This window comes from Ignavibacteriales bacterium, from assembly GCA_026390775.1.
In the GTDB taxonomy this organism is placed as follows: Bacteria; Bacteroidota; Ignavibacteria; order Ignavibacteriales; family Melioribacteraceae; genus Fen-1258.
Genome location: JAPLFF010000003.1, coordinates 1 through 15,504 on the forward strand (window position 1 = coordinate 1; position 15,504 = coordinate 15,504).

At 32.0% G+C, this 15,504-nt stretch carries 13 protein-coding genes; all 13 read left to right on the forward strand.

All coding sequences use genetic code 11. The features are described 5' to 3' along the window. A partial coding sequence (gene ftsZ, locus NTZ27_00175; GenBank protein ID MCX6173158.1) for a cell division protein FtsZ occupies positions 1-1,143 on the forward strand: 1,143 nt, incomplete at its 5' end. A gap of 204 nt (positions 1,144-1,347) precedes the next feature. After that, on the forward strand, positions 1,348-2,181 hold the full coding sequence (locus tag NTZ27_00180; GenBank protein MCX6173159.1) for a hypothetical protein: 834 nt from the start codon (positions 1,348-1,350) through the stop codon (positions 2,179-2,181). Positions 2,182-2,185: 4 nt separating this feature from the next. Then, a complete protein-coding gene (gene rfbB / locus NTZ27_00185; protein ID MCX6173160.1) occupies positions 2,186-3,205 on the forward strand; it encodes a dTDP-glucose 4,6-dehydratase in 1,020 nt (339 codons plus the stop codon). Between the two features lie 99 nt (positions 3,206-3,304). Continuing rightward, positions 3,305-4,750 carry an SLBB domain-containing protein gene (locus tag NTZ27_00190; protein ID MCX6173161.1) on the forward strand — a complete coding sequence of 482 codons (1,446 nt, stop codon included), beginning with the start codon at positions 3,305-3,307 and terminating at the stop codon, positions 4,748-4,750. A gap of 18 nt (positions 4,751-4,768) precedes the next feature. Then, on the forward strand, positions 4,769-5,938 hold the full coding sequence (locus tag NTZ27_00195) for a Wzz/FepE/Etk N-terminal domain-containing protein (GenBank protein MCX6173162.1): 1,170 nt from the start codon (positions 4,769-4,771) through the stop codon (positions 5,936-5,938). 13 nt (positions 5,939-5,951) lie between these two features. Continuing rightward, entirely contained in the window at positions 5,952-7,343 is a 1,392-nt protein-coding gene (locus NTZ27_00200; GenBank protein ID MCX6173163.1) for an O-antigen ligase family protein, read from the forward strand. Positions 7,344-7,348: 5 nt separating this feature from the next. After that, a complete protein-coding gene (locus tag NTZ27_00205; protein ID MCX6173164.1) occupies positions 7,349-8,818 on the forward strand; it encodes an oligosaccharide flippase family protein in 1,470 nt (489 codons plus the stop codon). A 38-nt stretch (positions 8,819-8,856) separates the two neighbouring features. Next, positions 8,857-9,873: a glycosyltransferase gene (locus NTZ27_00210; protein ID MCX6173165.1), complete on the forward strand. Its 1,017-nt coding sequence runs from the start codon at positions 8,857-8,859 to the stop codon at positions 9,871-9,873. Positions 9,874-9,881: 8 nt separating this feature from the next. Further along, on the forward strand, positions 9,882-11,084 hold the full coding sequence (locus NTZ27_00215) for a glycosyltransferase family 4 protein (protein MCX6173166.1): 1,203 nt from the start codon (positions 9,882-9,884) through the stop codon (positions 11,082-11,084). Between the two features lie 63 nt (positions 11,085-11,147). Then, positions 11,148-12,065, forward strand: coding sequence for a class I SAM-dependent methyltransferase (locus NTZ27_00220; GenBank protein ID MCX6173167.1), 918 nt, complete (start codon positions 11,148-11,150; stop codon positions 12,063-12,065). 18 nt (positions 12,066-12,083) lie between these two features. After that, positions 12,084-13,007, forward strand: coding sequence for a glycosyltransferase family 2 protein (locus NTZ27_00225; protein MCX6173168.1), 924 nt, complete (start codon positions 12,084-12,086; stop codon positions 13,005-13,007). Continuing rightward, positions 13,000-14,094: a glycosyltransferase family 4 protein gene (locus tag NTZ27_00230; GenBank protein ID MCX6173169.1), complete on the forward strand. Its 1,095-nt coding sequence runs from the start codon at positions 13,000-13,002 to the stop codon at positions 14,092-14,094. The genes NTZ27_00225 and NTZ27_00230 overlap by 8 nt, the downstream gene beginning before the upstream one ends. A 24-nt stretch (positions 14,095-14,118) precedes the next feature. Next, a complete protein-coding gene (locus tag NTZ27_00235) occupies positions 14,119-15,249 on the forward strand; it encodes a glycosyltransferase (GenBank protein MCX6173170.1) in 1,131 nt (376 codons plus the stop codon). Positions 15,250-15,504 lie beyond the last annotated feature (255 nt).

A 15,504-nucleotide genomic window follows, 5' to 3' on the forward strand; every position in this document is an offset into this window, starting at 1 on the left:
ATTGCTGTAAATACAGACGCTCAAGTTCTCGAAGAGAGTTTGGCTACTCATAAAATTCAAATCGGAACAAATGTAACACGCGGACTTGGGGCAGGCGCAGATCCTAATGTAGGAAGAAAAGCGGCTGAAGAAGATCGGGATAAGATCACCCGCATTCTTGAAGGAAGTGATATGGTTTTTGTTACTTCCGGAATGGGTGGAGGAACCGGTACAGGGGCAGCTCCGATTGTTGCATCTATTGCTAAAAGTCTTGGTGCTCTTGTAATCGGTATCGTTACAAAACCTTTCACGTGGGAAGGTAAGTTGCGCATGAAAAATGCGGATGAAGGAATTAATGAACTGCGTCAATTGGTAGATAGTTTGATTGTTGTACCTAACAGCAGAATACTTAGTATTATAGATACAGCTACGGCAGCAAAAGCTGCATTCAACAAACCAAATGAAATTCTTTTTGAAGCAACCCGCGGCATTGCGGATATCATTACAGTGAAAGGAATTATTAATGTTGACTTTGCCGATGTAAGAACTGTAATGAGAGACAGCGGACAAGCATTAATGGGATGCGGAATTGCAAGTGGAGAAAATCGATCGGTTGAAGCTGCACAAAAAGCAATTTCATCACCGCTGCTTGAAGGAATTTCTATTAAAGGTGCAAAGAATATTCTTCTAAACGTTACCGGTCCAACAAATATGACTATGGCAGAAGTAGAAGCTGGTAATAATGTGATCTTTGAAGCTGCCGGAGAAGAAGCAAATGTAATCTTTGGAACAGTAATTAAAGATCAGATGAATGAATATGTTTCTTACACAGTTATCGCAACTGGATTTGAATCTAAATCAGGCTCAAATCCTATTAGCAATTTGAAAACAGAAAAAGCAGAAAGAAAACGCGAAGAGAAAAAAGTTGTAGGCATGGGCGGTTTTCCAACTAAACGCGGCTCGATGGAATTAGAAAATAGTGATGATCTGAATGTTCCTACTATCCTAAGAGTAAAGAAAACAAGTCCGGATTTGTTTGATCAAAGCGGATTGGAAACCGGATTTAAAACTGAAAAGAATGATTATGAAGAGAACGATTATTACAGCAATAAGAATAGAGATGAAGAAGACAGTTCATCATTCTTAAGAAAGATTATGGATTAAAGTTTTTCCTTTATGGTAAAAATAAAATAAAGGAGTACTATGGACGGACTAATTTTATTAGGAGCAATGCTTCTTTTTATAGCGCTCTTTTCAACAAAAGCTATCAGGATAATAAAATATTTAAAATCCGATAGTGAATAATTCGGCAAAATTAAAGGCCGTAATTGGTTTTCTCCTTGTTGTGGTTAACAGATATGAAAATCAATGCGGCCTTTATTTATTAAAGAAGAGTTAGCGATTTATCATTTTTCTTTTGTCAGCGGAATTGCTAATTTTATCCACCAAAAAGACACACAAATAAATCCTATGAAAAAATTACTAATCCTTTTTTTGATATTAATTTTTTTTCGATTAACCAATGCTCAGGAAGGTGAAGATGTTGGCTGGGTTGCAAGATTTGGTGCAGCAGGCGGATTTTCTCCAACATTGGTTTTTCCTAATGTTGATGCAATTAATTTGCAGATAAAAAATATGGGATTGGAAAATCTTTCCAGTAAAGGAATGTTGGTTTATGGCGGCGGCGGTTATGCTTACATTATGCTTGTTGATAATTTAAGAATCGGTGGAATTGGTTTAAGCGGAACTCAAACTTCAAGTGGTTTTAACAATGGATTCAATAAAGAAGTAAAGTATAATTACGGACTTGGCGGCTTTACGGCAGAGTACACTTTACCATTCATAAAAAATATTGCTGTTTCGATTGGAGCGATTGTCGGCGTAGGGTCATCAAGCATTGAGATTTTTCAGAATAAAAATAATTTTACTTGGAATGGAATATGGAGTGATGTTTCAAATAATTCTTCTCAGAACATCTATAAAAAAATTACTAATACTTTCTTAACAATTACTCCAACACTTAATGTTGATATTCCGCTAAGCAGATTTATTGCTTTCAGAATTGGCGGAGGATACATTACATCCTTAGCAAACAGTTGGAAAGCAGACAATGAACAAGATATTGGAAACGTTCCATCGGATTTAAGTAGCAGTTCGTTCTTTATTCAAACCGGAATCTACTTCGGATTAATTGCATTCTAAATTGATGACAACTAAAAACATACTTGTAACCGGCGGTGCCGGATTCATTGGAAGTAACTTTATCAATTATATTCTTTCTAAACATGATGATTATTTTATTGTCAATTTAGATAAACTTACTTACGCCGGTAATCTTGAAAACCTTAAAACGGTTGAGAAAAACAAGAATTATAGGTTCGTTAAAGGAGATATTATAAATAATGAGTTATTAGATTATCTTTTTAAGAGGTTTAATCTAAAATTTGTTATAAATTTCGCTGCAGAATCTCACGTTGATAGGAGTATACTCGGATCGGAAATTTTCTACCGAACAAATGTAATAGGAACAACAGTTTTGCTCGAGGCTGCTCGCAGATATCAAGTTGAGAAATTTGTACAAATCTCTACCGATGAAGTTTATGGTAGTTTAGGTTCTACAGGTTTATTTACCGAAAAAACTCCGCTCAGTCCCAACAGTCCATATTCATCAAGTAAAGCAAGTGCAGATATGGCAGTTTTGTCATTTCATCACACTTATGGTTTGCCTGTTGTTATTACAAGATGTTCAAATAATTACGGACCACTTCAATTTCCGGAAAAATTAATTCCATTGATGATTATTAATTCTCTTAACGGGAAAAAACTTCCGGTATATGGCGATGGGTTAAATGTAAGAGATTGGATCTATGTTATTGATCATAACAAAGCAGTAGAACTTGTATTTGAAAATGGAAAGACAGGAGAAGTGTATAACATAGGTGCAAGTCGTGAGATGAAAAATATTGAGATTGTAAAATTGATTTTACAGAAACTCGGTAAAGGGGAAGAATTAATTGAGTATGTAAAAGACAGACCCGGACATGACCGTAGGTATGCAATTGATTCATCAAAAATAAAAAATGAATTAGGATGGGCACCAAGTTTTAATTTTGAAATTGCCATCGGCGAGACAATTGATTGGTATTTGCAAAACAAAAACTGGTGGGAAAGAATTATCTCCGGAGAATATCAAAAATATTATGAACTTCAATACAAAAATCGTTAAGTTTGTGACGTTCGAAAACCAACATGGAGTAATATACAACTGCCTCTTTCTACCTTTCTTTATTATTATCACTTTTTTTACAATTATAATCGAACGCAAATGAAAAAAATTATTTTATTACTAATCGCACTATCCATTGTGAACTCTGTTTATTCACAAGATCAGAACTCAACAGCTATCAGTAAAAGCGATCTTACTAAAGCAAACATAATAAGTGTTACAGTTGGCGGGTCTTTCATTATTAACGGAACATTTCCTGCTTTTATAACAGAACGAGCTGATCAATTTCTCACAAGGATATTTACAGAAGCTAAATCTCAAGTTTTAACCGGCGCAAAAGATGAAAAACAGATGGCAAAAATTAAGGATGAATTTGAAAACTATGCCAAGCGCGATATCCTTCTTAAAAGATTCTCCGGTGAAATGATAAAACTTGATCTAGAAAAATTTAGGCTAACCGGAGATTTTAAATTCAATCCCAATTTGAAAAATGATGATGTAATAGTTTTTCCGGCGTATGATGAAGAGAGAAATTTTGTGGATGTAACAGGTGCTGTAAATAAACCTATTAAATTTCAATTTGTTGAAGGTGATAAGATCAGCGATGCAATTCTTTTTGCACAGGGAATTAACAAAGCTTATGATAATGTAAGTGAAGCTGAAATTTCCCGCCTAACAGAAAAAGGAACAAAAGAAGAAATAATTAATGTGAAATTGTCTGATGATTTTGTATTGCAAAGAGGTGATAGAGTTCGAATTCTTTTTGTCGAAAACAACAAAATGGATTTTAAAGTTTTAGTTCTTGGTGAAGTTAATAAACCGGGTGAAATAGCAATTACAAAAGACAACACCAATTTACGAGATGTAATAGTAAAAGCAGGCGGGTTTACAAATGATGCGTGGTTGGAAAAAGCAGAACAGTTAAAAGGTACAAGTAAAACCCAGATGCTTAGAATGAAGTTGATAAAGGAGAGCTATGTTAAAGGGGAGCGCTTAAATTTATTAATGAGTGAAAGATATTTCAACGATCCATTTTTAGAACAAATGAAAATACTTAGAATGAATGATTTATACTCGGAAGATTCATTAACTATTATAATCGATAATATGCTACGTGTTTTGCAGAATAATAGAACAATTGATTTTACCAAAGTTCTTATGCAAGGATCCGATGAAGGTAATAGCTTAGTATCTGATGGTGATATAATTGTAATTCCAAAGAGAGAAGAATTAGTCTATGTATTTGGACAAGTAACTAATCCAGGGTACGTTTCTTTTAAGAAAGAAAAAGATCATAATTATTATTTGACAAAAGCTGGCGGTGTTGGAAAAAATGCTCAAGATGATATTAAAATAATTAAGGGAAATTCATATGCTTGGTTTGACGCATCTGAAAAAATCCCAATTGACGCTGGAGATTTTATTTATGTACCGAAAGATGTTCCTAAGCCTTTTGAATATTACATGAAAAACATTGGAACTGTAGCGGGTATAGTCGGCAGTATAGCAACAATAATTTTACTGTTAATTCAATTTGGTAAATAAATTTGAGAGAATTTAGAAATGGCTGAGAATATAGGATTAAGTTTTTTTGACTATCTAATAATAATTATCAAGTGGAAGAAGTTCTTAATTTCACTTGCCGTAGTGGTAGCCGTTTTATCATATCTTGGGGTCTACTTTTTAATTCCGCCTCAGTATGATGCCACAGCGGTTATTGTTCCCTCCGAACAAGATCAGATGGGTGGTATCACCTCTCTCTTAAAAAGTTTTTCAAATCTTCCTGTTAGCATTCCAGGATTAAAAAAATCTACCAGTACAGATATCTACAAGACAATTATTTATAGTCGCACATCAATGGAAAAATTGATCGAGAAATTCGGGTTGTACAAAGAATATGGTTACCATACAATGGATGAGACTATCAATGAGGCAAGAAGTCACGTCTTTGCAGAGGAAACAAAAGAAAACGCGTATGAGATTACTGTCCGTGCCAGTTCACCCAAGAAAGCAGAAGAGATGTCTAACTTTCTTGTAGATCAACTTAACAGTACAATAATAGAAATGGATGTTAGAAAATCGAAAGAGAACAAAGAATTTCTTGCTAATCGGTATAGTGAAATCAAAGACAACTTGAAGAATTCTGAAGATTCTCTAACCAGATTTCAACAGGCGACAGGAATCTTGATGGCAGAAGACCAGACTAAGGCTTCAATTGAGGCGTACACCAAGCTGGAAGCTGACTTAGCTGCAAAACAGACAGAACTTTCGATTGTACAAAAACTTTATGGTCAAGATTCTCCGCAAGCATATAATTCAAAGATCTCAGTTACCGAGTATGAGAATAAGCTGAACAAAATCAAAGCTGGTACGGATGGTAACAATCTATTTCTTGCTATTAAAAATCTTCCCTCAAAAGCGATGAACTACTTACGCCGTTACAGAGATGTTAAGATCAATCAGGCAATGCTGGAATTCATAATTCCTCTTTATGAACAAGCTCGTTTTGAGGAACAAAAAAATATTCCTTTTCTCCAAATCATAGATCATGCTAAAGCACCCGAGAAAAAAGCTTATCCCAAACGTTTTACTATTACAATAGTTATTACTGCAATCATAATGTTCATAATGATTTTTGTAGTTATTCTACGCGAAGTCGCGGGAAATTCCGATGATCCGAAAGTTAAATTTGTAAGGAATAATTTATTTTCATTCCGAACGAAAAAGATCTAAAAGCGCTGCTAAATTGAAAATCATTACAGACTTTAACGATAACCAATATTCTGTAAAGAATAATATTCAGTTATTCTCCATTGGTATAGGATTCAGTATTGTACTTGTACTTTCTTTTTACTTTGGGCTACCACTAGAATTATTTTTTCTTTTATTGGGTGTAATTATTTGTTCCGCTTTATTATTTAGTTTCAATCTGACATATTATATTTTTTTGGCACTAGCTTTTGTTCCATATGTGTACATTTTGAGAGTCCATCCCGCAGTTGTTTTTTCGATATTTTTATTGATAAGTGCCTTGATAAATTTCAAAGGCAATCTAATCAAAGAAGTTAATAACCAATTATGGTTTCCACTTTTACTTTATTTTGTTTCGACTCTACCTTCTTTTGTAAATACACCAGCTCCTCTTTTAAGTTTGCGGGATTTATCTAATTTAATTTCCTTAATTATAGTTTTTTTCGTAACAATTCTTGGATTTCCTTCAAAGAAAAAAATGATGTTTGTCTTTTTCATTTTTATTACTGCTATATTTTTACATAGTCTTTTTGTCATCTATTTGGGGGTAACTACAGGCAAAAGAGTTTTGGGAATTTTAGGGGTCTATTATATTGATTATGCAGGACTTGGCAGTGTAATAACTTTTATTCTAGCATTATACATGAAGGGTCTAAAAAAAGCTATTTTTTCAGCTATCTTTATTATTATCACATTAGGTTTAATACTCACTCAAACAAGAAATGCCTGGTTTTCGGCCGTGTTCACAATCGGGACTCTCATTTTATTCCTTTTTTTCAACGCAAAAAAAGCTTACATGAAACGATCTATTTTAATCTTTTTAACTTTGGCTGTTATTGTGTTATTAATTGTATCTAGCAGCAGCACAGGGGTTGATGTAGGAGATAGATTAGATGTAAATAAGAGAGTTGTTTCCTTGACAGGTGATCCTGAAAGTGTTGGTTTAAATTCTTTCGTATCCAGAGCTATGATTTGGCATACAGCACTTTATGCATTTCTAGAACATCCAGTTATAGGAATTGGACCATATTCATTTAAACACACATCTCAATTATATTATGTTATCCCAAAAGGATTTTACGATCTTTATGTTGAGGGGAGAACCCCGCATATAACATACTTACAGGTACTCACTGAAACCGGCATTGTTGGATTTATGGCTTTCCTATTTTTTATTATTGCGTTGATTAAATTATTAGTACAATCTTTAAAATTACTTATAGAAAGGGACGATTTTATTATTACGTTAATGATAATCTGGTCCTTAGTGTATATAATATTTTCAATGATGATGACAGAATCCTGGTTATACGGCCCATATATTGTCTGGTTAGGTGTGCTTTTAGGCTTTCTAGTAAACAATAAAAAAAGATTAGAGAAGAATTAATAACTATGCCTTCCGACAGAAAAAACTCTACATCACTTGCGATACAATTTATAATAACTTTAGTATCATCATTGATTACTCTTAAGCTTAACATCTTAAATTATGGTCAAAATATTTTTGGTAGTTGGATAGTATTGGCATCTATATGGGGTTTTAGTACTACAATAGATTTTGGTTTTGGAACAGCAATAGTAAAATATGTAGCACAATATAAAGAACAAAAAGAAGTGCTAAATAAAATATTGTCATCAATTTTCTATGTATTTCTTTCCTTTGGCTTTATACTATTTACTTTTTGTATTACAATAGCATACTTCTTTTATTTTAACAATGCATCTATAGTATCTTTAAATTATCTAAAAGTATTCCAATATGTTTTTTTTATTCTAGGTATATCCTTTCTCTGCCAGTATTTATCAATATTTTTCAAATCCATCTTAGAGGGATTGAATAATTTTGCAATCACTAGCGTGATTTCAATTGGTCAGTATTTACTCATTTTAAGTGGAGTTATATTTATTTACGTATTCCGGTTGGGAATCGTTTGGCTTGCGTATGTATATCTCATTACATCTGTTATTATACTTATCTCTTACATCTTCTATTTTAATAATAAAATTGGATTTATTAAAATCAAAGTTGTCGATTTTGACCTAAGAGAAGCTAAAAAAGTATTTAGATTTAGTTTTTCAATACAATTGATGAATACATTTAATACTTTAATTGATCCCATTATAAAGTATATGATTAGCAATTTCTATAACATTGGGTCCGTACCGGCGTATGAAATTGCTAAACGTTTTGCAGTTGCTATCTCAGGATTATTTTTTAATACATTTAAAATTATTTTACCCAAAGCAAGCTCCTTAAAAACTCCGCAAGAGATTATTTCATTTTTAAAAAATGAAATAATCAAATATTCAAAAATTGGTGTAATCTATTCTGGTTTATCCTTTGGCATTTTTTTGTTCCCGGTAATATTAATAATTCACATTGTTTTTAATATTAAGGAAGCGCTATTAATATTTATGATTTTAGCTCTACCAGAATCAGTCAATAATTTTGGATACTCCATATATAATTTTTTGTTAGGAAGAGGAAGGGTGCGTATTTTAGTAATAATTCAGTTCTTCAACCTAATTTCTGTAATTATTGGTTTTAGTCTTTTTCATAATGTCTTAGGTTTGATTGGTTACTTTTTTTCTGTTAGTGTCGCCAATATTTCCATGATCATATACATTCATAGAGTATGGGATATTCCTTTATCAGTTATTTATAAAAAGAGTAAGCTTTATAAATTACTATTGTTAATAATTCTTATGTGTTTCTCAACAATTGTTTTTTATTATAATTGGATTTCCGATATATATTTATTTCCTTCTATCAGTATTGTTTCGATATTTATTTTCTATTCAGATCTGAAGGAGATCTTAATTCAGTTTATTACCCCTATTATGCATCAGTATAAAAAGTAAGATGAATATCACGCTATAGAATATTTTAGGAACAAACCTTGAATAATAAACCACTAGTTTCAGCGATAGTTTCAACATATAATTCCGTAAAATTTATCAGCGGTAAAATAGAAGACTTATTAAACCAAACAATTGCGGATAGGCTGGAAATTATTATTGTTAATAGTGGTTCACAGCAAGATGAAGATACTATTATTAAGGAATATTTAGGGAAGCACGCTAATATTAAATATATCAAGACCGAAGAAAGAGAAACCATATATAAAGCATGGAATCGAGGAATTAAAATTGCAACCGGTAAATATATCACAAATGCAAATACGGATGATAGGTTGAGGTGTGATGCTCTCGCAATTTTAGCATACGAGTTGGAATCCGATTGTGGTGTTGCTCTTGTTTATGCTGATCAATACATAACAACCATTCAAAACGAGAAATATTTGTTATCTAAAAAATCAAAAATTGTAAGAATGCCAGAATTTGATTATTTAGTCCAATTAGAAAGGTGTATCGTTTTTTCCCAACCCATGTGGAGATCTTCTCTTCATCATCAAGATAATTTTTGGTTTGATGAGGAATTGGAGGTCTGTGGCGATCATGAGTTTGAACTGAAAATCTCAGCAAAATATAAGATGAAACACATTTCACAAGTTTTAGGGAATTTTTATAAGTCGCCAGAGAATGACAACAAATCATTTCAAAACATCCAGAGGATTGATTTAGAGCGGAAACAAATTACTTTCAAATACATGCAAAAGTATGTGGATCGAATGAAGGATGAGGAATTAATTGAACTCATAAGAATGTTCAGAACTATTATTTTTATGCCAATGTGGCTCAGTAGAATATTTATTAGAATAAAAAGTTCAACGATAAAAAGAAAACATGTATTCTCCCAAGAATTTATTTATTTGATATCAATTATTATTTATGAGAAAAAACAAAAGATTGATTTAGCAATTCGGTACTGTAAAAAATACTTAGATCATAGGCATTCATGGAGAATAGAAAATAAGTACCAACAATTAAAAAATTGGAATGAAAATGAAGGATAAATTGATAGATGAAACCGACGATTTTATTTGTTGACAATGATCCAGGTTATTCTGGCCCGACTGTCTCTATGAATTATTTAATCGATTCTTTCATAGAGAATAATTATAAGATAGGATTAGTAACTAACAAAAGCAAGAGTCTCATATTAGAATATGAAAAGAAAAACGTAAAACTTTATTCTTTTTCAACAAATCTTTACTTAAATCTTCATTTTACAAATCAATATTCTTTTATTACTGTTAAAGGATGTTACTTCTTCCTACAAATGCTTTTTAGGTTAATAAAGGGAACATTAATAGCTTACTCAGTAATAAGAAAAGCTAAACCAGATTTAGTTTACATTAATGAATATGTTTTATTACAATTTGCCATTGCAGCAAAACTTCAGAAAATACCATCTTTCACTCATATAAGGAGCCAATTTCTTAAAGGCACATTTGGATTAAGAAAGAAATGGCTTTCGTCAGTATTACTAAAGTGTAATGAAAAAATATTTGCAATAACACCACAAGAAGCAAATCAGATTGTTGTTAAATCAATGAATAAGAGAAATAAAATAATTATCGTCCCAGAATTTTTGAATGATGAAAATTTCAAAATAGATTATCCTGTGAGCGAAATAAAAAAAAACATTGGTATTCCGGAGTCAAAAAAAATAATCTTAATGTTAGGAGGAATTGAAAAGGTAAAGGGGACTTATGAGTTGATCGAAGCAATAAGTTTATTAAAAAATGAATTACCATTAATATTCTTAGTTATAGCTGGTAATTTTCATAAGTATCCTTCAAATCTTAAATACTGGAAAAGATGTCAAAAGTTTATTGAATTAAATAATCTTAAGGACCATATTATAATATTACCTCCAGTAAAAAATGCGAATCATCTGATTGCGATTGCAGATATCGTAGTATCAAGTTCTATTCTATCTCACTTTTCCAGACCAGTTATTGAGGCTTGGGCAAAAATGAAACCTGTTATCGCCGCTAAAAGTATTCATTCAATCGAATATATTGAAGATGGTACCAATGGGTTACTTTATGATCCAGCATCGTCTAAAGAATTGAAAGAGAAAATAAAAATGATTCTAGAAAACTCTGCTTTACGTTTACGTATTAGTGAGAACGGTTATAAAAAGGCACAGACAATCTATAATGGTAGAATTAATACAAAGATTATCATCGATGAGTCTAATCGAATTATTAATAGATAAGCTGCAGAAAATATGAGTATTTCTTATATCTACATCTGTAAATACTGTAATAGCGAAACTGTTATGAATTATTTTAAATTGCGTGAAATGATGTTTGGGTTAAAAGATGAATTTGAGTATGTAGAATGCGCAAATTGTAGTAGTATACAAATCGTAGAAATTCCTTCTAACTTGGCAAAGTATTATCCCGCTAACTATTTATCTTTTGAATTAAAGCATGAAAACGGATTGAAGCGTTGGCTTAAACTGAAGAGATTTGAAAATTCTTACAGTAGTAAAGGTTTATTAGGAAAAATTATTAATAAATTATGGTGGGCCCCACAGATTGGAAAATTTTTAAAAGTTACTGGTGTTAAACTTACTGATGCAATTCTTGATGTTGGCAGTGGTGAAGGTGAGTTATTATTTCTGATGCACCAATATGGATTTTCTAATTTATCCGGAATTGATCCATTTATTTCCAGCGGTAAAAGTCTATTTAAAGGATTAAATCTTATTAAGGGAAGTATACAAGATGTTAACGAGAAATATGATCTTATCATGTTTAATCACTCTTTAGAACATGTTGCTGATCCCATAAAAGATTTATTAAAAGCCGCTACATTATTAAACCCCAATAAGTATGTATTAATTCGCATTCCGGTTGTTGGTGGCTATGCCTGGAGAACATATGGTGTTAATTGGGTTCAGTTAGATGCACCCCGTCACTTGTCAATTCCAACAGTAACCGGAATTAGAGAATTAGCTGCTCTAACCGGGTTCTCTTTGGATAATGTAATTTATGAATCTTGGGATTTTCAGTTCTGGGGAAGCGAACAATTTCAAAATGATATTTCTCTTCATGACAATAGATCTTTATGGCTTAAGTCAAAGGAATCAATTTTTTCAAAAAAACAGATTAAAGACTATAGAAAGAAAGCTGAACAACTTAATCAGAATAATGATGGTGATATGGCTTGTTTCTTCCTTCGCAAATTATAATTATTTTTTTGGAGCAGAGTGTTACCCTCGGTAGATATATTAATAGTAAATTGGAATTCCGGGACATTATTATCAGAGTGTATTCGTTCAATTAACAATGCAGTTCAAAGTAGTTTTAATCTGAACAGAGTTGTTGTTATAGATAATGCATCGAACGATGGGTCGCTTGATAATCTTGAAAATATAAATCTACCTTTGACAATAATTAGAAATGCGCGAAATCTTGGTTTTGCAAAAGCATGCAATCAAAGTGCCCAGGCTAGCGAAGCAGATTATCTATTATTCCTAAATCCTGATACTCTTCTTTTTAAAAATTCATTGAGTGCACCAATCGCATTTATGCAGGGAATAGGGAATGAGGTTGTTGGAATTATTGGAGTCCAATTAATTGATGAAAAAAATAATGTAAGTAGAACATGTTCAAGATTTCCAAATACATTTAGTTTGATATATATGTCTTTAGGTTTAGACCGGTTATTTCCAAAAATTTTCCCCGGTCATTTTATGACCGAATGGAATCATCAGGAGAGCAAAGTTGTTGATCAAGTAATGGGTGCATATTTTTTCGTTCGAAGAAATCTCTTTGAAAGATTAAACGGATTTGACGAAAGATTTTTTGTGTATTTCGAAGATCTTGATTTTTCATTGAGAGCTAAAAAAATAGGTTATAAGATTTATTATTTATCAATGGCCCAAGTATTTCATAAAGGTGGCGGGACTTCCGAAAAAATAAAAGCAGATAGACTTTTCTACATTTTGCGGAGTAAACTTCTTTTTAGCAAAAAACATTTTCACAAATTTTCTTTTTTAATAATAGCTGCCACAACTTTTTTTGTTGAACCATTTGTAAGAATTATCGGTTCTATGCTCAAAAATTCTTTTAATGATACTGCTGAAATTGTGAAAGCTTACAAAAAACTGATTACAAATTTTAATGACTAATCGGAAAAAAATATCAATAAAGATACTTGCATTAACACGGTATAGTACTCTCGGGGCAAGCAGCAGGTTTCGTATTTACCAATACCTCCCTTATTTACGAGAACATGGCTGTGAATTTACCATACAACCGCTGCTTAGTGATAAGTATATAAGTCATCTTTACAATAAGACACCTCTTCCATTGTTGGAGATTATAAAAAAATATTTCGAAAGAATTTTATTGCTGCTCAGAAAAAATCAGTTTGATATTATTTGGCTGCAGCAGGAAGCATTTCCATGGATACCTGCATGGTTCGAAACAGCTTTGATCAAATCAAATGTTCCAGTTATTGTTGATTATGACGACGCTTTTTTTCACCGCTACGATATGAACAAATATTCTCTTATTAAAAAGTTACTTGGAAAGAAGATTGATAAAATTATGAGTATTGCAGAGGTAGTAGTCGTTGGGAATCAATATCTGGCCGAAAGAGCAATTCAAAACAAGGCCAAGAATGTAAAAATTCTTCCAACTGTTATTGATTTTGATAAATACGCGGTGAAGACTAAATCCGAAATTCAAGAGCTTTTTACAATTGGCTGGGTTGGTTCTCCACTTAACTCAAAATATGTTAAATATATTGAAAGTGAGTTGAGGGATTTCTGTTATAAATCAAATTCAATAGTGCATCTCATTGGCACTGGAATTATCGAATTAAAGGATATACCTCATAAAATAATTAGTTGGAATGAGTCGACGGAATTGATTGAAATAAGAAAATTTGATGTTGGTATTATGCCGCTGATGGATAACCCTTGGGAAAGGGGCAAGTGTGGATTCAAGCTTATTCAATATATGGCATGCGGCATTCCTGTCATTGCCTCACCGGTTGGCATAAATCAAGAATTGGTAACAGATGGTGTTAATGGATTTTTAGCCAAGACTGAAGATGACTGGTTAAAATATTTGAAAATATTAAAGAATAATCCTGATTTAAGAAAACAAATGGGGCTGAATGGACGTAAATTAGTAGAAGATAAATTTACTTTACAAATTAATGCACCCATTCTGACACAAATTTTGAGGAAAGCAGCATTTCCTTCTTAATTGTTCTGTAAAAATTATATTATTATGAAAATATTGTTAGTCATAACTAAATCTGAAATAGGCGGAGCCCAAGTATTTCTTTTAAATCTGGCACGTTCACTCAAAAAAATGGGTTGCGATGTTGAAGTGGCTGCCGGAGACGGTAATTATCTTCCCAGCGAACTTGAAAAAAATAATATAACATTTCATTACTTAAACTCGTTGAAAAGAAATTTCAGCGTTCTGAATTCGTTTTATTTTATTTATGATCTTTATCGCTTGTTACAAGTAAATAGTTATGACATAATCCATCTTAATAGTTCTAATACTCTGATAGGTGCAATCTCTTCTTTCTTCCTTAAAAAAAGACCCAAGGCAATTTTTACTTTTCATGGGCTATCATTCATTGATAAAAATTTTAAAACCAATAGCTTTATTAAAGTCTTAGCGAAAGTATATTTTAAAATCCTATTAAAAGCAGTTAATAAAACTGTCTTTGTGAGCAATATAAATTACATAGAATCGAAAGAAGCTAGAATTGTGAAATCCGCTGAAGTGATATATAATGGATTGGATGAAATTCAAATGCATTATCTAACTGAGAAAGACGCACGCAGCTATTTCTCAAATAAGTGTAACCTTGATTTGTCTAACGAGTTCTTAATTGGATCAACAGGCAGATTAGCCTATCAGAAGAATTATGAGTTCCTTATAGAAAATTATTCTTCAATAAAGAAAAAGATACCGAACGCAAAGGTGATTATTATTGGAGACGGTCCCGATTATGAAAAATATAAAGCACAAATTCTTAAACTTGAAATTCAAAATGAGTTTTTCATGATTGGAGCTATAAAAGACTCTTATCAATATATAAAAGCATTCGACGTATTTACCCTTCCTTCCCGTTATGAAGGTTTATCCATTAGTCTTATCGAAGCAATATTTGCAGAGATACCTATACTTGCTTCAAATGTCGGTGGCAATCCGGAAAATGTAGATCATTGTGAAGAACAGTTATTTGATCTCTATGATATAAATGATTATATAAATAAACTCGAAAATATTAGAAGGAAGAAAGAATTTTTTAAAAATTACAATATTGCTCTTAAATCTAAATTTTCCCTCAATAAAATGGTGCAGAGTTATTTAAATTTATATCAGTCCCTGATTAAATAATTGTTCTTATTGACATGTTTTAATTCATTTATTAAAATTTCTACTTTGTATCACAAATACTTTTTTTAATCCCTAAGGTGTGCCATCGATAAAGTAACAAAAAATGTTTTTTCGCTTTCGTTTGGACAAGCTATGGCGTTTGTTCTAAATGTTATTGCAATTGTTCTATCCGCCCGGTTTTTTAGGTGTAGAAAATTTCGGAATGTTCAGCAGTCTTCTATCCATCATTGGCATTCTTTACTACTACATGATTAG